Here is a 22495-nt window from a genome sequence, read left to right on the forward strand (position 1 = left end):
TGAGAGCTACGGCGTTCATGAGCGAGCATGCTTTTGTTTAAAAGCGATAAAGGGACTGACTTGGCAGTTGATTCGCGTCTGCACAAGACGCCTTGTACAGACCAAAACACCTTTATTAATTGTTTAGGCGGTTTTGCCGGTGACAACTACTGGAGTTCTACCGAGTTTTCCGGCAATCCTACGAACAACGCCTGGAACCAGAACTTCAACAATGGCAACCAGAACGACGACAATAAGAACAACAATCTTCGGGTTAGGTGTGTTCGGGGTTTTAAACAAAGTAAAGTCACAATCGGCGTGGGCTTTTAACAAGTCCACGCTACCCTATTAGAATGAGACTATTGATAGAAAAGGAACAGAGCCGTATGAACTATGGTGCGTCATTGGAATCCTTATTTCAAGCCTATTTTGACTGCCGCAAGAACAAGCGCAACACCATGAATGCGCTCCGCTTTGAAACGGATTATGAAAGCAATCTCATTGCTTTGCGAGATGAACTCAATTCTAGCACCTGGAACCCTGGGCGCTCGATTGCTTTTGTGATTGATAGGCCTGTGAAACGCGAAATCTTTGCTGCTGATTTTCGTGACCGTGTGGTGCATCACTGGTTAATCAATCAATTGAATCCTCTGTTTGAGAAAGCCTTTATTTATGATAGCTATGCGAGCCGCAAGGGACGAGGCGCGCACATGGGCATTGCGCGTGCCGACGAATTTATCCGCAAATGCTCTTTAAATTACCAAAGAGACTCCTATGTGCTGAAGCTCGATATCTTAAGTTTTTTCATCCGCATTAACCGCCATATTCTCTGGGAGAAACTTCGCTGTTTTATCGAGACCCATTATAACCAGCCCGACAAGGGATTAATCCTGGAGGTCGCCTGCAAAGTCATTCAAAATGAACCAACCAGCCACTGCTTTATCAAGGGGAAACGACGCGACTGGCAGGGTTTTCCCAAAGACAAGAGCCTTTTTTATGCCAGGTCTCACTGCGGGCTACCGATTGGCAATCTCACCAGCCAGGTATTTGCCAATTTCTATTTAAATCCCTTTGACCATTTCATCAAACACGATTTGGGTGTGCGTTTCTATGGTCGTTACGTCGATGATTTTATTCTGGTGCATGAAGATAATGCATTTTTAAAATCACTCATACCCCGAATGGAGCAGTTTTTGCAAAAAGAGCTCGAACTTGAGCTTCATCCGCGTAAACGATACCTGCAGCACTACTGCAAAGGCGTCCCGTTTCTTGGAGTGATGCTCAAACCACACTGCATCCATGCCGGACGTCGCATCAAAGGGAATTTTTATGAGGCCATCCAGCGCCATAACCAGGTTGTTAAAGACCATAAACCCACCAAAGAAGAGCAGATGGCTTTTTTATGCTCCATCAACTCTTATCTTGGGATTTTAAGTCATTACCAGACCTACCGCCTACGAAAAGGCATGCTTAAAAAGCACTTATCCATCTGGTGGTGGAATCTGATGTTTTTCAGTAACAGATGTGCCAAATTAGTAGCGAAGCAAAGAACAGTACGATAAAGAGGGTGTAAGCAAACAATGAGCTTGGATGTGAATGGCTTTGATGAGCCGGTTACAGGAGGCACCGCTACCATTACAGTCGGTAATGACCATCGCCTGGTTAAGCTGGCTCAGAAACTCCCCTGGGATGAGATGCTGCAATTAGTATTGCCTGATTTACAGCGCACGGAGAAGAAACATTGGTGGATGGGCAGACCCTTGCGAATCCGTATTCATTTAGGGGTTTATGTCTTACAGCAGATGTTTAATTTAACCGATAGGTTTGCTGAGCAGCAGGTACGTGATAATGCCGCCTTCCGTCTGTTTTGTGGTTATGGTCTCATCAAGAAATGGCATGCGCCAGACCATACCAAAATCGAGACGTTTCGTTCTCGATTAAGCCCTGAAAAACAACGACGGCTTGCCAATTTGATAGCGCAACAAGCGGTTAAACTGAATTATGCTAATCCTACGGAGCTCGATATTGACTCTACTGTGCAAGAAGCTAATATAGCCTATCCCGCAATCGCTAATTTATTGATTAAAGTTGCTGTCCTTGCGTCAAAAGTTGGAAAAGGACTGAATCAATTGTGTTCTGGTGGCATGAAACAGTACTGCGTTGGACTAAGCAATTTAAAACAAATCGCGCTGTATTATTTTAATTTGAAACGTAAAGATGTTGGTGGGGGTATATTATCCGTGGTACTTCAGCGATTATGGCGTGAAACGTATGCTGATGTACTGCCTATCTTAAATGATTTATATTTGTTTGGTGCTAAGTTAGCATCGGGTAAATATTGGGCGCTTCGCCGTTCTGTCGAGACGCTGAGCTGGCGCGGGACTATGTTATTACAGAATGTACATGGTTATCTTTTTGAAGGTATTATCAATACATCGATCTCTTCATTGCATGCTTATGAAGTCGGCTGTTTTAACAAAGGTAAATTAAATAAAGGAGTGCAGTTTGGCCGCGTCTATCAATTAGGACGTATTGGAGGTAATTTTCTTTTTGTTGGCGAATGCACGTCTACTTATATGCCAGATGCTCAGTCTTTACCGCTGATGCTCAATACACATGAGCATCTTTTTGGAAAGGGGTTGCTGGCATCTGTGGCGACAGATAAAGGGTATTATTCACTGAGCAACGAACAGCTATTGATTGAAAAAGGCGTCCTTGAAATTCAATTACCCCGTCCTGATAGGACGCTCAATGCGGCTCGTGAAACAACACCATGGCCAATTCGGCAATTATTGCATCATCGACGCGCTGGTATTGAGCCTTTGATTGGCCACACGAAACACGGAGGTCAATTGGGTAGAAGCCGTATGAAATCTGATGAAACCACCAAAAGCGCTGGTTATGCTGCTGTATTTGGGTTCAATTTAAGGCAACTTACTCGTTATCTTTCAGGCGAGGTACGTCCAGAAATTGATAAAATGACTAATATTGCAGCAAATAATGCAAATAGCACCTATAAAACGGTTATACAAGGGGCGTGATTGAGCTGGCTGGGTTCGATCTGATTTAAGTTACATGTTGGTGCGTCAAATCAAGTCTCATCGATTATTTATCGAGCAAATCATTTCGCGACAGCGACTGTGTGCCGTAGATGCACAGAACGTGAATTTAAGGAACGAATTTACCTCGAAGCATAGAAGCTATAGAAAAGATGGCGGTAGTCCCGCCGAAGCAAGCGACCAAGAGCGGGCTTGAAACCACTTCATGTGGCGTATGTTAAGAGCATAGGTCATGAGCGATGAAGAAAAGTCAGAATAGATCTGGCAGGTGTGGAACAGAAAGACGAATGTAAATGAACCACTGATGACGCGTCGATAGCGCGTGATATTGACATCGAAACCGGGGGCAAGGTCGTACTTCCGGGAAGAGTTTATGAGCGAACTTGGGTGCTGCATAAATGGTGTCCGGCGTGTAGGTGGCGTGAGTCTGTTTTCGGGCTTTTCTATGGAACTGCGGGAACCAATGTATTGATGCCAAGGGAAAGGTCAAATTGCAGAAACAATGAGGCTGATAGTACTGATGCAATACATTGGGGCGGAGCAACTCGTATTAGTGTTGAAGTCACTGTAATGGTGATGGAGCGAAGGGGTTGCGTTAAGTCGTTAGCATTAATGTACAACTGGAAGCAGGATGACATATTAGTGACAACAAAACCATTTAACATACCAAAACAACTTGTCTGGCAAGCTTATAAATTGGTGCGAGCCAATGCTGGCTCTGCTGGTATTGATAATCAATCCATTGATGAGTTTAGCCAAGACCTCAAGGGCAACTTGTATAAGCTATGGAATCGCATGAGTTCAGGAAGCTACTTTCCACCAGCGGTGAAAGAAGTAGCTATTCCTAAGAAACAAGGCGGTGTGAGAAAATTAGGTATACCTACAGTGACGGACAGAATTGCGCAAATGACGGTGAAATTAATGATGGAGCCGCTTCTTGAACCGCACTTTTTGAACGACTCCTATGGATATAGGCCTAATAAATCCGCCTTAGATGCGATAGGCGTTACAAGGAAACGGTGCTGGGATTATGACTGGGTCGTTGAATTTGACATAAAAGGTCTGTTTGACAATTTATCCCATGAACTTCTCATGAAAGCAGTGAAGCATCACATCAGCGACAAATGGATAGTGCTGTATGTGGAAAGATGGTTAACTGCACCAATTCATGATCCACAAGGAATATGCCTGCCGAGAACGGCCGGCACGCCGCAGGGCGGCGTGATCAGTCCTCTATTAAGTAATCTGTTTCTGCACTATGCATTTGATCACTGGATGACAAAACATCACCCGGAGTCTCCATGGTGTCGGTATGCCGACGATGGGCTTGCCCATTGCCGGACACAGCGAGAAGCAGAGGAAATGCTAAAAGAGATTGATGATCGATTTAAGTCTCGTGGTCTTGAAATTCACCCTGACAAGACAAAGATTATCTATTGCAAAGACGGAGCACGGAAAGGACGATATGGAAATAAATCATTCGACTTTCTAGGCTATACGTTCAAAGCAAGACGAGTCAAAGTCAAGTCAAGAAACAGTTTCTTCATTGGCTTCACTCCGGTGGTATCATTAAAGGCCGTGAAGGCAATGACATTGAAACTGCGGAGGGGCAGCTGGAGAAATAACACTTCCTTGAGTCTTCAAGAACTGGCTGACTTCATCAACCCGATGCTAAGGGGATGGCTTGCGTATTATGGAAAATACTCACGATCCGCTATGTATCGAGTTTGGCGGTGCGTCAACAATATGTTGTTGGCCTGGGCAAAGAAGAAGTATAAATCATTGGGGAACAGCAGAACCAAAGCAGGCAAACTAATGGAACGAATCCATAAAGAAATGCCTACGCTGTTCATTCATTGGCGCGAAGGTATGTTCGGTGCGTTGACTTAATGGGAGCCGGATGATGCGAGAGTATCATGTCCGGTTCTGCGAGCGGCTGAGGGGGAAGTTCCCTCGGTCGACTCACCAACTCTTTTAATCTATGTCACATGCAATTTGGAAATCATACAGGTACTCACATAGATTATCCTGCACACGTAATCAAAGAAGGAAAAACAAGTAGCGATTTTTCAATAGATCATCTTATTGGCTCTGGGATTATTATCAAAGTTCCAGACACAGAAAGATCTATAACTAAAAGCTTTATCACAGAGCAACCTATTATGAGTAGTGATATTGTATTTTTCAAAACAGCAAATTCCAAACTTTCTAAACAAGATAAATTTACTAATAATTATGTTTATATAGAGCCGGAAGCGGCTGAAGAACTTTTGAGAAAAAAGGTAAAAATCGTAGGGATTGATTATATTAGTGTCGATAAATATGATGCGGAAGATTTACCTGTGCATAAATCATTACTCTCCAAAGAAGTGCTGATTGTAGAAGGTTTGGAGTTAAATAATGCACCTATAGGTCGTTGTAAAATTTACATTATGCCTTTAAATATAATTAACATGGATGGCTTACCAGCCAGAGTTATTGCTAAAGTGTGAAAACTAATATGTTAGATAACAAATTCAATCCAAGATATTTAATGATTTCAATATTTATTTGTTGGATTATTTATAGCTTTTTGTATTTAACTTTAGTAAAAAATGAATCGGGTTCAATGGCTGGATGCTTTGCCTTGCTGGGACAAGTAAGTCTAGATATTGCTGCATCCTATTTAACATTTAAGTTATATAGAACAGCTAAGGATCCTAGAACAAAAATTATTTATTTCTTGTTTTTTATTTCCTTTATTTCTGCTGCTTTTGCTGATGGAATTTATAATTTTGGAATGAATATACTGGATATTAAATATTTCTCTAACATTAATTCATTTTTTGAAGTTCCTTTCCTTTTTTTCTTATTATTTCAGGTTATAGCATGGGGTAAAATATTTTTCTTACAGAATAATGATATTAAGTATAAATCGAAGCATCTATACATACCTTATATAATGGTATCAATCCTTATATTTTTTATGTTTATATTTGGCATTCCTTGGAATATAAAATATTTTTCACTTCTTGGTGTCTATCAATTAATAGATACAATACTTGAAGTGGTTGGATTTACATTGGTTACGACTTGTTTAGCAAGATCAAAAGATATCACAATAAGTTTAGCCTCCGTTGGCTATCTTATTATTATTTCCTCAGATCTTTTAATACGTTATAACGTTGTTTCCGGGATTATCCCGTTTCTAAATCCTTTTGAAACGACATGGGTACTTGGTTTACTTATGATGACTACAAGTTTTTTTTTTGTGGAAAGAAGGGTTCCTTCAAGTTATTAGCTCTAAATAGTCTTCAATCACACATTGCTATTTTGATACTTTGATATGGGTCCGCATGTCTGGAACAAAATTAAGGAAAAATAAGAGCTATTCATCCATCATTTATAGTTAAAAATTCACTCAAATTAACCTATTTAAACCTACTCAATACCGTATGAATAGTGATTGCTACTACGAATTGTCTTAGGTCATTTTACCACAACTCTATCAGAATGACTTATCCACAAGTCCACAGGTCAGGAGAGCTTCACTTTCTCGTATAGGCCTGTGGGCCTTGTGGGTAAGTCATGACGCTCTCATTTAGGGTTTATGGTCTTTTCCGGCCATAATACACCTCTGCGGGCGTTAAATAATTAAAGGACTGGTGAAGCCTTCGGTTATTATAATACTCAAAATACTCCGTTAAGGCCAGCTCAACCTCTTCAATTGTATCAAAATCATACCGGTAGATTTTTTCTTGCTTAACACTACGCCACAATCGCTCGATAAATATATTATCTAAATAACGTCCTCGCCCATCCATGCTGATAGAAATGTGGTGAGATTTTAGCGTATTTATCCAATCTTTTGAGGTAAATTGAGAACCCTGATCCGTGTTAAAGATCTCACAACGCGAATGCAGCAAAGCGTTTCTAAGCGCCTCAATACAAAATTCAGCCTCCATAGTAGGTGAAATAGCCCATCCAATCACATAACGACTATACCAGTCCATAATAGCTACTAAATACACATGCTTTCCTTTCATGCGGATGTAGGTGATATCTGCGGCCCAAACCTGATTTGGTTTGGTGATATCCACCTCTTTTAATAAATAAGGGAACACCTCATGCTCCTTATTGGGAACGCTTGTATTTGGCTTTGGGTAAACAGTCGATAACCCCATCATTTCCATCAACTTTTTTACTCGACGTTTACCAACAGGATAGCCTACTTCTTTTGACAGCCATCTTGCCCGCTTAATTTTACCTTCACATGGATACTGCAGATAGTGCTCATCAAGTAGCGCCATAAGCGCTTCATCTTCGACAGAAATGGGCTTGGCACTATAATAATAACTTGAAACAGGCAAGTCTAATAGCAAGCATTGTTCACGAATGGTGAGCTCGGCAAGAGGATCAATCATGACGCGCTTTTCATCCAGACTAAAGTTCATGCTTTTTTTTTAGCCAAGATAGCTGCGCTTGAAGTCGACCAATTTCTTGATATAATGCCTCAACAAGCTGCTCTTGGGACTTGGCTTCTTTTTCATTAGCCCCAGAGAATAAATCGTTAATGGCTTTGATGGCCGATTGCTTCCAAGTTTTTACCTGCGTTGCGTGAACACCGTATTCACTGGTAATTTGCGCTTGTGTGAGTTTCCCCTCAATCGCAGCTAGCGTTATTTTTGCCTTCTTGGCCGCCGTATAATAAGCTCGCTTTTTAGACATTTTATTCTCCTCTTTGTATTAAGAAGAATAGCTCTTAAAAAACCTTTTTTTGTGTCCAGAAAACCGCGCCTATATTACTTAATATTGCCTTGTTATTTGTAATTTTATTTCTATTTATTTCTTATTTGTTTTCACAAAGTATTGCGCCATATTTAGGTCAAATAAATAAAAATCTACTTTCAATTATTATTCCGTTTTCAATTTTTTCTATTATTGGTAGCAAATTTTTATCTGTAAAAATTGCTGCGCCATTAGAGAGAGTTGAAAATATAATCAGACGTTTTACCAATGGCGAAGAACTGCAGATACCGATGGTGGATATATCAAAGTCTAATTACAATTACATCCATGAATTTACTGTTTTAGAATCTTTTGTATATGATGCTTTAGAGATACATAAAAATAAATACCATTTTGAAATGGAATTTGCAAAAATGGCAACACAAGTTGCTCATGACATTAAATCACCAATGGTTGTACTAAATAATTATTTTAAAGAAATAATTAGAGTAGATGATACTAAAACAGCAGCGGTTCCCGCTACCAGTTTCTCCCCACCGATAGGTAATAGAATATTCCCTATCTATTCCTCATGGGCAGCAACAAGCAATTCACAAATCATCTGATTGCAAAACAAGCACTAATCGTTATCAAAACTCAAAAACTCATTTAAAACCAAAACAATAGCCGTGTTCAAAAATAAGATGCTATGAGGTATTAATGGGATTAAGTTTGATTTTCTCCTGCCCATGAATAATTGCGTTAAATAAATCATTCCAATTATCAACAAAATATTCACTGAATAGGCGTTTCATTTTATCCCAGAGACCAATTTTTGATTGGCGCATTTTTAGTGCTTTTTGGAACATATTACAACAAAGCTCCTGAACCTGATCAACAAAGAAAGCGAGCATCATCAATAAGGCTAGCATGGTCGAGAGATTTTTATATCCATGTCCAAAATTATGACCAAAGTGGTAGTTTAGGTTTTTGAGTGTATTAAATATGGGATTTTCTATTTTCCAGTTCGCACGTCCTCCTCGCATAATGTCATAAGCATTGTTATTGGTAATCGTTATGTCAGTGACCCAGCTAAAATGTTGCTTGCCACCCTTTTTATTTGTTTCCCAGTACTCCATGAAATTTACTTTAAAATCATAATGGCTTGTATTGAGTGGTGCGCCATTAATATAACGGTAACTGTGCGTCACCCCGTCTTCTGTTTTGTGCTCATAAGTAATACACTCATGTTCGTTGAGCCATTTAAATAGTGCTTTGTGATCCCCTTCTTTAGCACCCGTTATGAACTGCATATCCAGGTTTTTAAGCTCATTGAGGTGAGGGTAATTTGAAGCCAAGCTGTCTTCAACGACAATGACTTTTAAGTGTGGGTGTTCTCGTTTCAAATCCCTATATAACCGTTTGGAAGCGTTGCGTTCACAGTCGTTTTTAGTATCGCCATCTTCTTTCATGATAAGTTCTGGTACAAATGGAATAACCACTTTTTTATCCGGGTGAACTATGGCTGCGCAATACATATTGTGGTAATACGAGACCTTCTCGTCAGGAAATCGAGCATAATGATAGGATTTGATGGCCAGCTCTATTTCCGCCTTAACTTCTTTTGATAATTCCTTATACATTTTTTTATCATGCAGCAATGTAGGCAAACTATCGATATCTTTAATTGGAATCAAAGTAATTTTTTTGTGGTCATCTATATACCATAATGCAAAATATGTTCGTAGTGGATTAGCTAAAATATAACTACGTGCTTTCAGAGATAGGTCGGTAATAGATTGCTTTGTGGTTAAAACTACAGATAATTTGTGATCATGCTTAATACAACATTGGTCGCAATGAATTACATTGGATGCAAAAAATCCAGTTCCATCCCCAGCCAGTAAATAACGACCGTTTAGGTAACGATAAGATTCCAGGGATTTCCCTCTTTGAAGAAAGGCAAATAACCGCTTTGATATGGGTCCGCATGTCTGGAACAAAATTAAGGAAAAATAAGAGCTATTCATCCATCATTTATAGTTAAAAATTCACTCAAATTAACCTATTTAAACCTACTCAATACCGTATGAATAGTGATTGCTACTACGAATTGTCTTAGGTCATTTTACCACAACTCTATCAGAATGACTTATCCACAAGTCCACAGGTCAGGAGAGCTTCACTTTCTCGTATAGGCCTGTGGGCCTTGTGGGTAAGTCATGACGCTCTCATTTAGGGTTTATGGTCTTTTCCGGCCATAATACACCTCTGCGGGCGTTAAATAATTAAAGGACTGGTGAAGCCTTCGGTTATTATAATACTCAAAATACTCCGTTAAGGCCAGCTCAACCTCTTCAATTGTATCAAAATCATACCGGTAGATTTTTTCTTGCTTAACACTACGCCACAATCGCTCGATAAATATATTATCTAAATAACGTCCTCGCCCATCCATGCTGATAGAAATGTGGTGAGATTTTAGCGTATTTATCCAATCTTTTGAGGTAAATTGAGAACCCTGATCCGTGTTAAAGATCTCACAACGCGAATGCAGCAAAGCGTTTCTAAGCGCCTCAATACAAAATTCAGCCTCCATAGTAGGTGAAATAGCCCATCCAATCACATAACGACTATACCAGTCCATAATAGCTACTAAATACACATGCTTTCCTTTCATGCGGATGTAGGTGATATCTGCGGCCCAAACCTGATTTGGTTTGGTGATATCCACCTCTTTTAATAAATAAGGGAACACCTCATGCTCCTTATTGGGAACGCTTGTATTTGGCTTTGGGTAAACAGTCGATAACCCCATCATTTCCATCAACTTTTTTACTCGACGTTTACCAACAGGATAGCCTACTTCTTTTGACAGCCATCTTGCCCGCTTAATTTTACCTTCACATGGATACTGCAGATAGTGCTCATCAAGTAGCGCCATAAGCGCTTCATCTTCGACAGAAATGGGCTTGGCACTATAATAATAACTTGAAACAGGCAAGTCTAATAGCAAGCATTGTTCACGAATGGTGAGCTCGGCAAGAGGATCAATCATGACGCGCTTTTCATCCAGACTAAAGTTCATGCTTTTTTTTTAGCCAAGATAGCTGCGCTTGAAGTCGACCAATTTCTTGATATAATGCCTCAACAAGCTGCTCTTGGGACTTGGCTTCTTTTTCATTAGCCCCAGAGAATAAATCGTTAATGGCTTTGATGGCCGATTGCTTCCAAGTTTTTACCTGCGTTGCGTGAACACCGTATTCACTGGTAATTTGCGCTTGTGTGAGTTTCCCCTCAATCGCAGCTAGCGTTATTTTTGCCTTCTTGGCCGCCGTATAATAAGCTCGCTTTTTAGACATTTTATTCTCCTCTTTGTATTAAGAAGAATAGCTCTTAAAAAACCTTTTTTTGTGTCCAGAAAACCGCGCCTATATTACTTATAGACTTTACGCAGAGTAGATGGGGCTCCTTCATCCAATCGCTCGCGCATGTACGTATCACTAGGGATCTGTTCAATGCCATAAAGAGTTCCTAAATTATGTTGAACTTGGGGATCCAGTCGGTGACTCCTATCAAATTGGAGTAATGAAGGGTACTTGAGATTAAACATCGCAAAGGCAGACATCAAACAATCCGTCAACGAAATAACATTTTTCCCTGGCGCAGCATCACGGGGAGATTTGATTTTCTGAAACTCTTTACGAACTACAGTGATCAACCCAACTGCAGACAAAAATTTTCTTATTGGTAACATCTTTGGACATTCTATCATTCAGTTTTAAATTAAAGATAAAATAGCAAAAAAGTTTACGAAATAAAATAGTTGGGATGCAGTACTGGCGCACTGTTGAGTAGGTTACGGGAACTGCTGCATAAAGAGTAACATGTAAACAAAAACAATTTAGAATATTTAGCATTATTCCTGTTATGATTTATTGGATTCTTGATTGTCTATTTACCCATGATCTATTTTGCAATAAAAGGCTAAAGAAAGTCATGGGTAAAAATGAAAAATGATCTAAATTTAAGAAATTTACTAAATAAATATCGTTTTAATTTGTTCTTCATAAAAGCAAAAAACAGGATTTAATCCCACTTTACTAACTAATAAGGTCTTTGTATTTGTCCGTTGTTTCTTGAGTTATTTTTGCAATTTTTTCAGGACTAAATTCAAAATTTCCAACTGCTATTTCTTTAAGTATCCCATTAATTTGAATGATCAACTTATTGCAATATTCATCGACCTTTGAAACTTCATTCTCTTCTGGTTTCTGATTTTTATTGTTCGTTACAAGAAGGCCTAACTCTACCAATCTTGATACCGTATAAGAAACACTACCCCCTTCCTTTTTGGCAAGCTTTAACACCTGTGTATGAAGGTTATCAGGAATGGTTATTGTAATTCTAGCCATTTTTCACCTAATTTTTAATCATTTTATAAAGTATGCATATTTGCATACCTTTCTATTGTGTTGCATAATGTTATTAAAATACATTAAACCATATTGTATATGTATTTACAATAAGTTATCTTAATTAGTATGCATATATGCATACTTTTTAAAAGTGTTATATAATTGAAGTTATGCAGATGTGCATACTGGGTTATGGTTCAATATTAATCAAATATTCATGGTTTTGGGGAAATGAAATTTCCACACATAAAAATACTATATATTTCAACGGGTTAAACACCGACAACCAGTTGCGAAAGGTGTGCTTGTTTTAGAAAGTTCTATTATTGTGTTTTTATTTACCATGATTTTTTTGTTGCTTTTGTTTGATTTTTTGTTGAGCGCAGTTCAATTGCGCGTGTGTGATTGGTGGTGCTATGCTTGGTTTCACCATTTAATTAAATAATTTTATTACAGGAGTATATCTTATGAAATGGATTAAAATAATCTTTAAACCCATCATATGGTTTTTTAAAAATCTTGCCGTACCTAACCCCAATTATCAAAATAATATTAACCAGAGAAACAATAATAATGAAACAAAAATCAATCCTTCAACTGGACTTCCAATGATTGGTAATCTGGACAGTATGGGAAACTCTTTTGGCTCAAGTGCATCGGACAGGCAACATAATATAGGCGCGGTTTTCTGGACACAAAAAAAGGTTTTTTAAGAGCTATTCTTCTTAATACAAAGAGGAGAATAAAATGTCTAAAAAGCGAGCTTATTATACGGCGGCCAAGAAGGCAAAAATAACGCTAGCTGCGATTGAGGGGAAACTCACACAAGCGCAAATTACCAGTGAATACGGTGTTCACGCAACGCAGGTAAAAACTTGGAAGCAATCGGCCATCAAAGCCATTAACGATTTATTCTCTGGGGCTAATGAAAAAGAAGCCAAGTCCCAAGAGCAGCTTGTTGAGGCATTATATCAAGAAATTGGTCGACTTCAAGCGCAGCTATCTTGGCTAAAAAAAAAGCATGAACTTTAGTCTGGATGAAAAGCGCGTCATGATTGATCCTCTTGCCGAGCTCACCATTCGTGAACAATGCTTGCTATTAGACTTGCCTGTTTCAAGTTATTATTATAGTGCCAAGCCCATTTCTGTCGAAGATGAAGCGCTTATGGCGCTACTTGATGAGCACTATCTGCAGTATCCATGTGAAGGTAAAATTAAGCGGGCAAGATGGCTGTCAAAAGAAGTAGGCTATCCTGTTGGTAAACGTCGAGTAAAAAAGTTGATGGAAATGATGGGGTTATCGACTGTTTACCCAAAGCCAAATACAAGCGTTCCCAATAAGGAGCATGAGGTGTTCCCTTATTTATTAAAAGAGGTGGATATCACCAAACCAAATCAGGTTTGGGCCGCAGATATCACCTACATCCGCATGAAAGGAAAGCATGTGTATTTAGTAGCTATTATGGACTGGTATAGTCGTTATGTGATTGGATGGGCTATTTCACCTACTATGGAGGCTGAATTTTGTATTGAGGCGCTTAGAAACGCTTTGCTGCATTCGCGTTGTGAGATCTTTAACACGGATCAGGGTTCTCAATTTACCTCAAAAGATTGGATAAATACGCTAAAATCTCACCACATTTCTATCAGCATGGATGGGCGAGGACGTTATTTAGATAATATATTTATCGAGCGATTGTGGCGTAGTGTTAAGCAAGAAAAAATCTACCGGTATGATTTTGATACAATTGAAGAGGTTGAGCTGGCCTTAACGGAGTATTTTGAGTATTATAATAACCGAAGGCTTCACCAGTCCTTTAATTATTTAACGCCCGCAGAGGTGTATTATGGCCGGAAAAGACCATAAACCCTAAATGAGAGCGTCATGACTTACCCACAAGGCCCACAGGCCTATACGAGAAAGTGAAGCTCTCCTGACCTGTGGACTTGTGGATAAGTCATTCTGATAGAGTTGTGGTAAAATGACCTAAGACAATTCGTAGTAGCAATCACTATTCATACGGTATTGAGTAGGTTTAAATAGGTTAATTTGAGTGAATTTTTAACTATAAATGATGGATGAATAGCTCTTATTTTTCCTTAATTTTGTTCCAGACATGCGGACCCATATCAACATAATTGGAACAATGATTATCATCGTCAAAATTCTTCTTATACTAGTAGCTATGATTCCTTTACTAATCGGTATTAGCATGGTTTAAATTTTCATATTGGATATGGAATATATTCAGTCATTTTTTGATGATAAAGAAGTACATTATTGATATAATTTTTTGATATTAATTGGAGATATAACATGGCATTAATCTCAGCACGGAAAACAAACAGCAAAGAAAAAATTAAATTAGAAATAGATCAAGATATTTTTTCGAAAATCAATCAATATTGTGAATGGGCTGGCATTTCCAATATTGACCATTTTTTTGAAGAAGCTGCCACCTATATTTTTTCAAAAGATAAAGATTGGAATAAATTTTTAAAAACTACCAAGAAGGAAGTTGTTTAAATAGAACAATTGAGAATACTGGTTGTTCAACGAGTTATATGGAGTGTGTTTTATGTTTAAGAAATATATAGTGGGATTTTTAGGTTTAGGAATTTTTATTACAGTTCATGCTCATAATTTTTCAAAGAGTAATGAAGAGATTATAGCCTTGTCTAAAGTATATCAGACATCCGCTGAAGAATTAGCTGAAATTCAAATTAATGCCGGATGCTTTGAATCTTTATCAAATGGTTCCGAGTTTTTAAGTTATATCTCATTGATGATAAATACAGATCGTGAAGCAACAAAATCCATAGCCAAAAATGCTCGGGAACATGTTCATGCTGCAACTTTAAAAAACTGCGAACATATTTCAGATATTAGGGCTTTGGATATCAATATAAAAAATTTAATTGCAGAATTTTAGTCCATTGGTGGTTAAAATACAGAAACGGGAATTTTTGTATTTTAACCCAAGAATAACAAAGAAATACCTCTTACATTCGAATTAATTCCCAATCCCCAAAGTACCCCTCCTTTGTTTTAATTAAATCCTCATATACGCGCATTTCTAAACCATCCCCTAATTCATCCCATCCCGTTAAATGTCGCGCCCTCAAATCCCCAATCATCCATTGCTTGTTCTGGACTATTGCGTCCATGGTATAATCTTAATTTCATAAATTTCCTTCAAACTTAATTTTTTTATTATCTACTATTAGTCCATTACTTTCTTTAGGTATAAGCAAAGGGGTATCCCTTTGCTTATAAATTATCAACTATCTTTTTATCTCCATTATTTTTTCAGTCAACGTCCACAAGGCGCGATTTAATTTCACATTTTGATCAATGGCTTTTACTTCTCTCGTTTTTGTTCGAGTGGTATAACCGTATTTATTTAAACGATAGCCACGGATACCACCTTTAATCAAATTTTCTTGTATGACATTAAACACCGTAAACAGATCACTATCTTTTTGATCAACATAACGTCTTGGTTGAAGTAAGCTTTGAGGTTTAACCATCATTTCCCCCTCTTCATCAGAAAACTTTAGTGCATGGGCGGCTTGGGCAAAAATCCCTTTTTCATCAGCGTTCAAATGAATTGAGGCCATATCATCAGAAACATCCAACATCTGATTCGCTGTTTCAATCACTTTGTAAGTGCCTTCAATAACATTTCCAATAACATCACCCTGATGTTTAATTCTGATCTCGTTATACGATTGCCCCGCAATCATTCCATTGCCACACACGAGCCGAAAAAGACCCGCCATTAACCGATAGGAAGACAACCCATCATGTGAGTTGATAAGAACCAGCTCTGGGTAAAGCCCTTGATTATTTTGTAGGGCGTCATGACGTTGAAAACGAAGCATGTGTTTTGCAAATGCTTTAGATTCTTGACGCAGGCTTTTGGTCTGAGTTGCCCATGTTGGGAAGAATCCTTCTGACATTAATTTATCAATGATTTGCTCTGTTGAGATGGGTGCGTACTTATTGCTTGTTTTATGAGAGCTGGCTTGTGTGAATATGGAAGGTGCCAATTTAAATAGTTTTTCTTTTGATAAGACTGGTAGCATGTTGTTCTCCTATGTTTTTTCTATTTGTTCTCAAGGAACAAGATCATTATCACATAGTAATTAACAATTATCAACTTATTTTATAAACTTTGTTTATAATTAATTATTATAAAATTTGTTTACAATTAACAAATGCCTTGATATACTCTTTCTTGTCATCACGACAAAGTGTAAAAACATAGGAGAACACAATGACTATCCCAAAAATTATCCAGCAACAACTACTCCATACCAATAAAGCCATCGTATGGTCATGGGGCGTATCTAAATGGTATGAACTATCAGAGACTACTCTTGCTTTGCGAGTCCATGCGCGTTACTTAAATGGTTTTGTCTGTATCGAACTGGATGAGGGGCAAGACTTATATACTATTTCCTTTTTCCTTAATAAAAGTATTGAGGATATGCTAATACATCCAGTACTACCCTATAAAACGATGGAAGGCGTGTATTGTGATCAGCTGGTTGAATTTATTGATAAAAGAATAGAAAAAATACCAGATTATAAATATTGATATCCTCCAACTCCCAGATGGTTCTGGGGGTTGGCAAACATCAAAGGGGATTTAATGAAAAAACTATCATTTGCTGTAAAAGCGAATATGAATAAACCACCCAGGGTGCATGTTCAGTCATCGGATAAAAAGACAACCTATGGAGCATTTCAGGCCAATGATTGCAGTGAATTTAATGGCTGGGAGAAGCTAAGCCCTGAGGAAACCATTGAATTAAAGCAATACATGAACAACCTGATAGCGATTGAACACTACTTTTCAGCACAGTCTCTTGGAGAACAAAAAGATTTCAGAATTCGATTGCCAGGCAGTTTTATTCAGGCCATTTCTGAATTAAGTGTTATCTGCCTTGAAGAAGGCATTAATCTTGATGTCTATGATGCGATGATAAGTGCTGCAATTCAACAACTTAAAATCAAAACATCTTCTCTTTCTGATGATAAAAAACAACGTGCCCTAGCCGTACTTAATAAAATTGGTTTGGCAGAAAACAGCAAGCCTGATGTTTCTCTGAAAATACAAGCAGTCTTCTCCGAATTGTTGTCTATCCATAATAAATCAGAGAAGCTGCACCAGAAAGCCATAGCATTATTTAATAAAGATAAAAGTATTGCCCCTAAGACCATCGAAGAAATTGCCAAAGGCGAACTATCAACCTCTCGATGGCTGGTAACTTGTGCCATAGAGATTTTGCTGGAAGAAAAACCGGATATATTACAGAAATCATTGTCTGATGAAGATATTCTTTTTTTATGGGCTAATCCCTTATTGAAAAATAATATACCGAAAGAAGAATTATTCAAGAAGCTGGAGTCACTGACAAATTGTGAATCCTTAATAAAAAAACTGGGTTCAATGAGCAATTAGCATTGAAAATTTTGCAATTATCACATTTATGCTATAATTAACTACGGAAGTAACATTTTATCAAAAACAATCGGGAAAAAATCCCGTGGCGGAATTCCTAAATGATTTGCCGTCAGATGAGATAGCACGTATTGCTGGATGCTTGAAAAACATAGAAGAACTTGGCTTTGATAGCCCACGAGTACAATTCAGACAAATAAAAGGCTCGCTCTGGGAAATTAAAATCAAAACATCCCGCAGTGGCTATCGTTTTTTTTACGTTTGCATTCAAAAAAAAATTATTGTGCTTTTGCATGCATACAAGAAACAGTCGCAAAAAGCACCCAAGCAAGAGATTGAACTTGCTGAAAAACGCATGATGGAGGTATACGATAATGAAAGCACTTACCTTGAATGAATTTATTGACAATAAAATCCAACAGGATGATGAGTTTGCAAGGCATTATGAGCGCGAGCAGATTATTAACAATATTGCAGTGATGATCGCCAATGCACGTAAGGAACGTCACATGACTCAATCTGAACTGGCAAAAAAAATTGGCAGTAAACAGTCCGTTGTCTCTCGGCTCGAAAGTGGCAGCAGCGCCTTTATTCCTTCACTGGAAACATTGGTCAAAGTAGCTGATGCACTGAATATGCGATTAACATTGCAACTTCAAGCCTGAAAATTAGGGATCTACACGTCCTTACGATAAAATTAAGATATTTAAAGTATTAAACTGAATCACCTAACAAATTCAAACGCTGGAGTTATATGATGAGCGAAGATTTATTTGTATTAGCATGGAAAAAAGGGATCCAAAAAGTTGGAGCAGAATGCTTTGATATAAAAGCATCTTCTCTAGATTCAGCTAAGAAGAAATGGCAATTAGAGCCTAATTACGAGTTCATTCAAAACGCAATCGGTGGTTATAGTCATGGTAAACAAGTTCTTATAGGACTAATGTACTCTTATTTTGATGCGGAATGTGGCCAAAAATTATTAGAGAAAGCACAAACACCCAATTTCGTTCAAGCTCGCTCAGTTCTTGATAAAGAAGCGATAGAAATTATTTCTCAGTTATGGTTATACCACACAGGATGGTAATAAACAGAGCGGTTTAATAACTGGATTATCTTTGTTATCCTTGAATTAACTACATGAAAAAAATTCAAAATCACTTGTCCATATAGCTTGTGGTAGATAACAGGCACGGCATATTGTGTTTATTTCAAATATTTCAGAAGGTTGATATAACCCCAACGCCAAGAAATCTCTTACATAAAAAACAGCATACTAGCCAATGCCTAAATAGTACAGAAACGCTATACTGTACTTGTTTGGCGCAGCTGGGATGTTGACAGGATGTTGAGACACTAGCGAGTTCAAGGATGAACTCAAATCAATGGCATTTACAGCTGCGCACAGGCACAAAACAAAAACCTCTATAATTCACCTTAACTTTTTATAATGAGATTACATCTCACTACCCAACTAACTCTTTAGCCTTATCCCAGATCTGCATCAACTCATCAAAGGGTAAACCCTCAAGGTTTATCAACTCACGTTCCTCAGCAATCAGTTTAACCGCTCGTAATCGCCTTTCAAATTTAGTCAGTGACTGTCCAAGGGTTACTCTTGGGCTTAATTTACAAAAAATACACAGCGAAAAAACGGCGTGGAGTAAATCGCCAATTTCTTCTTGTAAAGCGATTTGATTCGCTTTACAAGGGTCATGCTCTAAGTGCTCTTTGATTTCATCACACTCACTATGAATTTGATTCATGATTTGGTTTGCACTTTGCCACTTGAATCCAAATTGGGAGGCTTCCTCCTCCAGGGTGCTAATTTTATCTAAAAGTTCCATGTTCAACCTAAAGGTGATTTGATGAGTGCTCTAGGGTTTGTCAAACTACAACCATGAAACCTTCATCACAATAATTGTAACTAAAGCTGATTTTACAACGGTTAGGGTCTGCGCGTAAAATACCCTCTAACTTCTCTTTAATAATCGGCAGTTAATGTCCAGTACAACCATAGAACAGTCAGACTTATCGTTCCAGAAAAAAAATCAAACAGACTCTTGGAATCCTCCTATTCCACTAACCAATAGGTTAAACAATGAAACCCCATACCCGTTTGATGCGTTACCCAATACGCTGCAACAAGTGGTCAATGCCTATCAATGTTATGGGCAACAGCCTCTATCATTAGTCGCTTGTGGCGCTCTAGCCAATCTGTCTTTGGCATGCCAAACCCTTGCCAATGTGGCTCGTGACAGCTACCTTGTTAGCCCTGTGTCACTGTATTTTCTGGTCATCGCAAGTTCTGGAGAGCGCAAAAGTGCTGCTGATAATGTGTTTTCTAAAGCCATCCGCCAATGGGAAGCCACGGTGCGTAAAAAACGAGAACCGGAACGATTGAGCGCATTAACTCAACATAAAGCCTGGCAGATGGAACGAGATGGACTGCTTACCCAAATCAAACGTACCGTCTATTCGGGTGAAGACAGCGATTATTACAAAGATTTACTCGATGATTTGGTTCACCAGGAGCCGGACATTCCCATACAACCCACCCTCTACTTTGAAGATGCAACCCAAGAAGCCTTGGCAATCCATTTGGCTCACGGCTGGCCGAGTGCCTCCCTTTGGTCAGATGAGGCAGGCATTATTCTCGGCAGTCACAGCATGCAATCCAACCCCATGCGATTTGTGGCGTTACTTAATCGTTTATGGGAAGGGAAATCTTTTGCAGCACATCGCAAGACCTCACAAAGTTTTATCATTGAGCACAGACGCCTTACCTTAAACCTGATGATGCAACCCCTATTATTAGATCAGATGGTAAGTCAGGCCACCGGAATCAGCCGCCAAAGTGGTTTTCTGGCACGCTGTCTACTCGCCTACCCAGACAGCTCCATGGGAACGCGATTTTATCAAGAACCACCAGCACAACTGGACGGTTTAAAAGAATACGAGCAACGCATTACGGAGTGCCTGGATCAATCCCAACGCTTAAGCCAGTCAGGGTGTATTAACCTGCCCGTCCTCAAAATGAACGCCCAAGCCAAGCACTTATGGATTAGTTTTTTTAACAGCATTGAATCCGGATTGACTGCCCAAGGGCAATGGATGGAAATCAAAGATTTTGCCAGCAAAGCGGCTGAAAACGCAGCGCGTCTTGCCGCTCTCTTCCATCTTTTTTCAGGAAAAACAGGTGACATTAGTGTAGAGCACATCGAGCAAGCCATTACTCTAATGAATTGGTACTTAAGCGAGGCAAGACGCTTGTTAGAACCTCAATCAACCCAGCCCAATCTTGAGGACGCCCGGAAATTGCTTGTTTGGCTCTTGCAGCAAAGACCACAAACGACAACGCCCCGTGACATTTTGCAATTTGGTCCCTTGCGTAACAAGCAACAGAGGGACAATGCCTTGGAAACACTGGTGGAGCATCAGCACATTCGCCTTATTAAAAATGGGAATAAAACTCATATTGCTCTTAATCCCTGGTGCAAATAATCGAAAATCGAATCTCAATGGGTGCACCATTTTCAGATTAATTCACAGCATTACTATGTCATCAAAATGAGCTGTATAATTTAGTAGCATAAAATTTGTATTGTACAATACAAAAATGAAAGAAAAAGCCCATCAAAGCACGACTGAAGAAACGTACACCGAACTGCAATCTGCCTATGATTTTTTAATAAAACATTATTTAATAAGACTTAGTATTGGATTGCTTATCTATTTCCAACCTATTATTAATAGCTTGTTTAATGGTAGATCCAAACTCTTGTGCTTGTTTCTGTAACTCTTTAAAACCCTCCATTTCAGATAGGGGTTCAAACATCAGCCAATGCTCATCCATGATAACTAATTTAACGCTATGTTCATTTTCTAGTGATTCCATTTGCATCTCCATTTTCCCAATTTTTAATCTCAGTACGCGGCAGAACTAACACTCAAATTATGTTTATTTTCCCTTACTTCGTCGTGTAAAGTTAACGTTTCTTCACCCTTCTGTAAGACTACCTTGTAACCCAAAGTTTCAACAATTCTAATTAAATTGCTCACTTTGATATCCTGCTGTTTTCCTGAGCGCAAATCTTGTATTACAGAAGGCGATATATTTGCTTCCTTTGCTAAACTGCGAACCGATTGATCATCTTCTTCCATAATAGAAATAAGCAGTTCAGAAAAAAGCAATTCTTTATAATGCTTCTCATAAGCTATTTTAAATTTTTTATCCTGCATTTTTCTTTCATAAGTAGAAAGTTGGTTACTCATAATAGTCACCTCGTTGAATTCGTAATTCATACTCATCTTTACATTTTAAGGCTTTTTCCTTTTCACCCTTTGGTAATTTGTTTGTTTTTTTATGAAAAGCATTCGTTATAATAATTTTACCGCCAGAGAAGAAAAAACATAAAAATCGATGCGGTTGTGGCTTAAAAGCATAGATTTTGTCTTCTTCATAATTAAACTTTGTTTTATTTCTAATTGATCCTATATTGCCCATCAATTCGAATAAGCCTAATGCCTTGATCTGCTCATCATCACTTAATGACTCAAAGTAATCTAATGAGCCACTATGCCCTTTACAATCAAAATACCATTCAATAACGAATTTAGATCCGTTAAAAACAACGTATTCTTTTGGTTTTTTAGTTATTTTACTCATACCAAAAGTGTACTACTTAATCAGTACAAAAGCAAGTTGCAGTATATGCCCAATAAAGTAAAATAATATTTTTTTGTTATTCAAGGAATAAAATGAATAGTTCAAGTAGATGACAACCATACGTCCATTTATCAATAAATGGCCTATTGGTATTTTCAGAAGTGCTCTTCACTGCCAAGCCAGATAAAAGCT

Annotated in this window: 30 protein-coding genes; 18 read left to right on the forward strand and 12 right to left on the reverse strand. The window is 38.4% G+C overall.

The window, feature by feature from the left end:
* Window positions 1-27: 27 nt before the first annotated feature.
* The 6 genes from HRS36_RS00190 (at window position 28) to HRS36_RS00215 (ending at window position 6318) form a co-directional block, all read left to right on the forward strand.
* Entirely contained in the window at window positions 28-309 is a 282-nt protein-coding gene (locus HRS36_RS00190; protein WP_173235465.1) for an Lcl domain-containing protein, read from the forward strand.
* 32 nt (window positions 310-341) lie between these two features.
* Window positions 342-1541: an RNA-directed DNA polymerase gene (locus HRS36_RS00195; RefSeq protein WP_226905453.1), complete on the forward strand. Its 1200-nt coding sequence runs from the start codon at window positions 342-344 to the stop codon at window positions 1539-1541.
* An 18-nt stretch (window positions 1542-1559) separates the two neighbouring features.
* Window positions 1560-3020 carry a transposase gene (locus tag HRS36_RS00200; protein ID WP_173235467.1) on the forward strand — a complete coding sequence of 487 codons (1461 nt, stop codon included), beginning with the start codon at window positions 1560-1562 and terminating at the stop codon, window positions 3018-3020.
* Window positions 3021-3509: 489 nt separating this feature from the next.
* On the forward strand, window positions 3510-4928 hold the full coding sequence (gene ltrA / locus HRS36_RS00205) for a group II intron reverse transcriptase/maturase (RefSeq protein ID WP_226905451.1): 1419 nt from the start codon (window positions 3510-3512) through the stop codon (window positions 4926-4928).
* Window positions 4929-5026: 98 nt separating this feature from the next.
* Window positions 5027-5530, forward strand: a complete 504-nt coding sequence (locus HRS36_RS00210; protein ID WP_173235469.1) for a cyclase family protein — start codon at window positions 5027-5029, stop codon at window positions 5528-5530.
* 8 nt (window positions 5531-5538) lie between these two features.
* On the forward strand, window positions 5539-6318 hold the full coding sequence (locus HRS36_RS00215; RefSeq protein ID WP_173235471.1) for a hypothetical protein: 780 nt from the start codon (window positions 5539-5541) through the stop codon (window positions 6316-6318).
* A gap of 307 nt (window positions 6319-6625) precedes the next feature.
* Here HRS36_RS00215 and HRS36_RS00220 read toward each other — a convergent pair whose 3' ends face one another.
* Together HRS36_RS00220 and HRS36_RS00225 are read right to left on the reverse strand one after the other, a co-directional pair.
* On the reverse strand, window positions 6626-7471 hold the full coding sequence (locus tag HRS36_RS00220; protein WP_173235473.1) for an IS3 family transposase: 846 nt from the start codon (window positions 7469-7471) through the stop codon (window positions 6626-6628).
* Window positions 7461-7745, reverse strand: a complete 285-nt coding sequence (locus tag HRS36_RS00225) for a transposase (protein WP_173235475.1) — start codon at window positions 7743-7745, stop codon at window positions 7461-7463. Before HRS36_RS00225 ends, HRS36_RS00220 begins: the two co-directional genes overlap by 11 nt.
* An 89-nt stretch (window positions 7746-7834) precedes the next feature.
* Here HRS36_RS00225 and HRS36_RS00230 point away from each other — a divergent pair, with 89 nt between their 5' ends.
* Window positions 7835-8371: a hypothetical protein gene (locus HRS36_RS00230; RefSeq protein WP_173235478.1), complete on the forward strand. Its 537-nt coding sequence runs from the start codon at window positions 7835-7837 to the stop codon at window positions 8369-8371.
* Window positions 8372-8452: 81 nt separating this feature from the next.
* Here HRS36_RS00230 and HRS36_RS00235 read toward each other — a convergent pair whose 3' ends face one another.
* From HRS36_RS00235 to HRS36_RS00255, 5 genes are all read right to left on the reverse strand, one after another.
* The gene (locus HRS36_RS00235) at window positions 8453-9775 is read right to left on the reverse strand and encodes a hypothetical protein (RefSeq protein ID WP_173235480.1); all 1323 of its coding nucleotides are present in this window, start codon (window positions 9773-9775) and stop codon (window positions 8453-8455) included.
* A gap of 212 nt (window positions 9776-9987) precedes the next feature.
* Window positions 9988-10833 (reverse strand): IS3 family transposase, encoded by an 846-nt coding sequence (locus HRS36_RS00240; RefSeq protein WP_173235473.1) that lies wholly within the window; start codon window positions 10831-10833, stop codon window positions 9988-9990.
* Window positions 10823-11107 (reverse strand): transposase, encoded by a 285-nt coding sequence (locus tag HRS36_RS00245; protein ID WP_173235475.1) that lies wholly within the window; start codon window positions 11105-11107, stop codon window positions 10823-10825. The genes HRS36_RS00240 and HRS36_RS00245 overlap by 11 nt, the downstream gene beginning before the upstream one ends.
* 74 nt (window positions 11108-11181) lie before the next feature.
* Window positions 11182-11502, reverse strand: coding sequence for a hypothetical protein (locus HRS36_RS00250; RefSeq protein ID WP_173235482.1), 321 nt, complete (start codon window positions 11500-11502; stop codon window positions 11182-11184).
* Between the two features lie 346 nt (window positions 11503-11848).
* On the reverse strand, window positions 11849-12160 hold the full coding sequence (locus HRS36_RS00255) for a hypothetical protein (RefSeq protein ID WP_226905523.1): 312 nt from the start codon (window positions 12158-12160) through the stop codon (window positions 11849-11851).
* Window positions 12161-12630: 470 nt separating this feature from the next.
* Between HRS36_RS00255 and HRS36_RS00260 the strand changes: the two genes are divergently transcribed.
* The 5 genes from HRS36_RS00260 to HRS36_RS00280 all read left to right on the forward strand — a co-directional run bounded on the left by HRS36_RS00260 (window position 12631) and on the right by HRS36_RS00280 (window position 15096).
* On the forward strand, window positions 12631-12876 hold the full coding sequence (locus HRS36_RS00260; RefSeq protein ID WP_173235384.1) for a hypothetical protein: 246 nt from the start codon (window positions 12631-12633) through the stop codon (window positions 12874-12876).
* Between the two features lie 34 nt (window positions 12877-12910).
* Window positions 12911-13195 (forward strand): transposase, encoded by a 285-nt coding sequence (locus HRS36_RS00265; RefSeq protein ID WP_173235475.1) that lies wholly within the window; start codon window positions 12911-12913, stop codon window positions 13193-13195.
* Window positions 13185-14030 carry an IS3 family transposase gene (locus tag HRS36_RS00270; protein WP_173235473.1) on the forward strand — a complete coding sequence of 282 codons (846 nt, stop codon included), beginning with the start codon at window positions 13185-13187 and terminating at the stop codon, window positions 14028-14030. The genes HRS36_RS00265 and HRS36_RS00270 overlap by 11 nt, the downstream gene beginning before the upstream one ends.
* 450 nt (window positions 14031-14480) lie before the next feature.
* Window positions 14481-14690, forward strand: a complete 210-nt coding sequence (locus HRS36_RS00275) for a hypothetical protein (protein WP_173235484.1) — start codon at window positions 14481-14483, stop codon at window positions 14688-14690.
* A gap of 52 nt (window positions 14691-14742) precedes the next feature.
* A complete protein-coding gene (locus tag HRS36_RS00280) occupies window positions 14743-15096 on the forward strand; it encodes a hypothetical protein (RefSeq protein WP_173235486.1) in 354 nt (117 codons plus the stop codon).
* Between the two features lie 352 nt (window positions 15097-15448).
* Here HRS36_RS00280 and HRS36_RS00290 read toward each other — a convergent pair whose 3' ends face one another.
* Entirely contained in the window at window positions 15449-16126 is a 678-nt protein-coding gene (locus tag HRS36_RS00290; RefSeq protein WP_267313915.1) for a DUF932 domain-containing protein, read from the reverse strand.
* 317 nt (window positions 16127-16443) lie between these two features.
* On the opposite strand from HRS36_RS00290, the gene HRS36_RS00295 reads away from it, so the two are divergent.
* From HRS36_RS00295 to HRS36_RS00315, 5 genes are all read left to right on the forward strand, one after another.
* On the forward strand, window positions 16444-16767 hold the full coding sequence (locus HRS36_RS00295) for a hypothetical protein (protein WP_173235491.1): 324 nt from the start codon (window positions 16444-16446) through the stop codon (window positions 16765-16767).
* Window positions 16768-16821: 54 nt separating this feature from the next.
* On the forward strand, window positions 16822-17634 hold the full coding sequence (locus HRS36_RS00300) for a hypothetical protein (RefSeq protein WP_173235493.1): 813 nt from the start codon (window positions 16822-16824) through the stop codon (window positions 17632-17634).
* Between the two features lie 85 nt (window positions 17635-17719).
* Entirely contained in the window at window positions 17720-18031 is a 312-nt protein-coding gene (locus HRS36_RS00305) for a type II toxin-antitoxin system RelE/ParE family toxin (protein ID WP_173235495.1), read from the forward strand.
* Window positions 18009-18299 carry a helix-turn-helix domain-containing protein gene (locus HRS36_RS00310; RefSeq protein WP_173235497.1) on the forward strand — a complete coding sequence of 97 codons (291 nt, stop codon included), beginning with the start codon at window positions 18009-18011 and terminating at the stop codon, window positions 18297-18299. Before HRS36_RS00305 ends, HRS36_RS00310 begins: the two co-directional genes overlap by 23 nt.
* Before the next feature lie 89 nt (window positions 18300-18388).
* A complete protein-coding gene (locus HRS36_RS00315; protein ID WP_226905524.1) occupies window positions 18389-18721 on the forward strand; it encodes a hypothetical protein in 333 nt (110 codons plus the stop codon).
* A gap of 379 nt (window positions 18722-19100) precedes the next feature.
* Here HRS36_RS00315 and HRS36_RS00320 read toward each other — a convergent pair whose 3' ends face one another.
* Entirely contained in the window at window positions 19101-19481 is a 381-nt protein-coding gene (locus HRS36_RS00320; protein WP_173235499.1) for a MazG nucleotide pyrophosphohydrolase domain-containing protein, read from the reverse strand.
* A gap of 154 nt (window positions 19482-19635) precedes the next feature.
* On the opposite strand from HRS36_RS00320, the gene HRS36_RS00325 reads away from it, so the two are divergent.
* Window positions 19636-21138, forward strand: a complete 1503-nt coding sequence (locus HRS36_RS00325) for a YfjI family protein (protein WP_173235501.1) — start codon at window positions 19636-19638, stop codon at window positions 21136-21138.
* A 199-nt stretch (window positions 21139-21337) separates the two neighbouring features.
* On the opposite strand, the gene HRS36_RS00330 is transcribed toward HRS36_RS00325, so the two are convergent.
* From HRS36_RS00330 to HRS36_RS00340, 3 genes are read right to left on the reverse strand one after another with little or no spacing between them, the layout of a single operon-like run.
* Window positions 21338-21532 (reverse strand): hypothetical protein, encoded by a 195-nt coding sequence (locus tag HRS36_RS00330; RefSeq protein ID WP_173235503.1) that lies wholly within the window; start codon window positions 21530-21532, stop codon window positions 21338-21340.
* A gap of 29 nt (window positions 21533-21561) precedes the next feature.
* Window positions 21562-21909: a helix-turn-helix domain-containing protein gene (locus tag HRS36_RS00335; RefSeq protein ID WP_173235505.1), complete on the reverse strand. Its 348-nt coding sequence runs from the start codon at window positions 21907-21909 to the stop codon at window positions 21562-21564.
* On the reverse strand, window positions 21902-22303 hold the full coding sequence (locus HRS36_RS00340) for a type II toxin-antitoxin system RelE/ParE family toxin (RefSeq protein ID WP_173235507.1): 402 nt from the start codon (window positions 22301-22303) through the stop codon (window positions 21902-21904). The genes HRS36_RS00335 and HRS36_RS00340 overlap by 8 nt, the downstream gene beginning before the upstream one ends.
* Between the last annotated feature and the right edge of the window lie 192 nt (window positions 22304-22495).

Source organism: Legionella antarctica, assembly GCF_011764505.1.
In the GTDB taxonomy this organism is placed as follows: domain Bacteria; phylum Pseudomonadota; class Gammaproteobacteria; order Legionellales; family Legionellaceae; genus Legionella; species Legionella antarctica.

What these genes read in the sequence shown, in the direction of transcription:
- HRS36_RS00190 (WP_173235465.1), top strand. Translation starts at nt 28, where the DNA reads ATGCTTTTGTTTAAAAGCGATAAAGGGACTGACTTGGCAGTTGATTCG.
- HRS36_RS00200 (WP_173235467.1), top strand. Translation starts at nt 1,560, where the DNA reads ATGAGCTTGGATGTGAATGGCTTTGATGAGCCGGTTACAGGAGGCACC.
- ltrA (WP_226905451.1), top strand. Translation starts at nt 3,510, where the DNA reads ATGCCAAGGGAAAGGTCAAATTGCAGAAACAATGAGGCTGATAGTACT.
- HRS36_RS00210 (WP_173235469.1), top strand. Translation starts at nt 5,027, where the DNA reads ATGCAATTTGGAAATCATACAGGTACTCACATAGATTATCCTGCACAC.
- HRS36_RS00215 (WP_173235471.1), top strand. Translation starts at nt 5,539, where the DNA reads ATGTTAGATAACAAATTCAATCCAAGATATTTAATGATTTCAATATTT.
- HRS36_RS00220 (WP_173235473.1), bottom strand. Translation starts at nt 7,471, where the DNA reads ATGAACTTTAGTCTGGATGAAAAGCGCGTCATGATTGATCCTCTTGCC.
- HRS36_RS00225 (WP_173235475.1), bottom strand. Translation starts at nt 7,745, where the DNA reads ATGTCTAAAAAGCGAGCTTATTATACGGCGGCCAAGAAGGCAAAAATA.
- HRS36_RS00235 (WP_173235480.1), bottom strand. Translation starts at nt 9,775, where the DNA reads ATGAATAGCTCTTATTTTTCCTTAATTTTGTTCCAGACATGCGGACCC.
- HRS36_RS00240 (WP_173235473.1), bottom strand. Translation starts at nt 10,833, where the DNA reads ATGAACTTTAGTCTGGATGAAAAGCGCGTCATGATTGATCCTCTTGCC.
- HRS36_RS00245 (WP_173235475.1), bottom strand. Translation starts at nt 11,107, where the DNA reads ATGTCTAAAAAGCGAGCTTATTATACGGCGGCCAAGAAGGCAAAAATA.
- HRS36_RS00250 (WP_173235482.1), bottom strand. Translation starts at nt 11,502, where the DNA reads ATGTTACCAATAAGAAAATTTTTGTCTGCAGTTGGGTTGATCACTGTA.
- HRS36_RS00255 (WP_226905523.1), bottom strand. Translation starts at nt 12,160, where the DNA reads ATGGCTAGAATTACAATAACCATTCCTGATAACCTTCATACACAGGTG.
- HRS36_RS00260 (WP_173235384.1), top strand. Translation starts at nt 12,631, where the DNA reads ATGAAATGGATTAAAATAATCTTTAAACCCATCATATGGTTTTTTAAA.
- HRS36_RS00265 (WP_173235475.1), top strand. Translation starts at nt 12,911, where the DNA reads ATGTCTAAAAAGCGAGCTTATTATACGGCGGCCAAGAAGGCAAAAATA.
- HRS36_RS00270 (WP_173235473.1), top strand. Translation starts at nt 13,185, where the DNA reads ATGAACTTTAGTCTGGATGAAAAGCGCGTCATGATTGATCCTCTTGCC.
- HRS36_RS00275 (WP_173235484.1), top strand. Translation starts at nt 14,481, where the DNA reads ATGGCATTAATCTCAGCACGGAAAACAAACAGCAAAGAAAAAATTAAA.
- HRS36_RS00280 (WP_173235486.1), top strand. Translation starts at nt 14,743, where the DNA reads ATGTTTAAGAAATATATAGTGGGATTTTTAGGTTTAGGAATTTTTATT.
- HRS36_RS00290 (WP_267313915.1), bottom strand. Translation starts at nt 16,126, where the DNA reads ATGTCAGAAGGATTCTTCCCAACATGGGCAACTCAGACCAAAAGCCTG.
- HRS36_RS00295 (WP_173235491.1), top strand. Translation starts at nt 16,444, where the DNA reads ATGACTATCCCAAAAATTATCCAGCAACAACTACTCCATACCAATAAA.
- HRS36_RS00300 (WP_173235493.1), top strand. Translation starts at nt 16,822, where the DNA reads ATGAAAAAACTATCATTTGCTGTAAAAGCGAATATGAATAAACCACCC.
- HRS36_RS00310 (WP_173235497.1), top strand. Translation starts at nt 18,009, where the DNA reads ATGAAAGCACTTACCTTGAATGAATTTATTGACAATAAAATCCAACAG.
- HRS36_RS00315 (WP_226905524.1), top strand. Translation starts at nt 18,389, where the DNA reads ATGATGAGCGAAGATTTATTTGTATTAGCATGGAAAAAAGGGATCCAA.
- HRS36_RS00320 (WP_173235499.1), bottom strand. Translation starts at nt 19,481, where the DNA reads ATGGAACTTTTAGATAAAATTAGCACCCTGGAGGAGGAAGCCTCCCAA.
- HRS36_RS00325 (WP_173235501.1), top strand. Translation starts at nt 19,636, where the DNA reads ATGTCCAGTACAACCATAGAACAGTCAGACTTATCGTTCCAGAAAAAA.
- HRS36_RS00330 (WP_173235503.1), bottom strand. Translation starts at nt 21,532, where the DNA reads ATGGAATCACTAGAAAATGAACATAGCGTTAAATTAGTTATCATGGAT.
- HRS36_RS00335 (WP_173235505.1), bottom strand. Translation starts at nt 21,909, where the DNA reads ATGAGTAACCAACTTTCTACTTATGAAAGAAAAATGCAGGATAAAAAA.
- HRS36_RS00340 (WP_173235507.1), bottom strand. Translation starts at nt 22,303, where the DNA reads ATGAGTAAAATAACTAAAAAACCAAAAGAATACGTTGTTTTTAACGGA.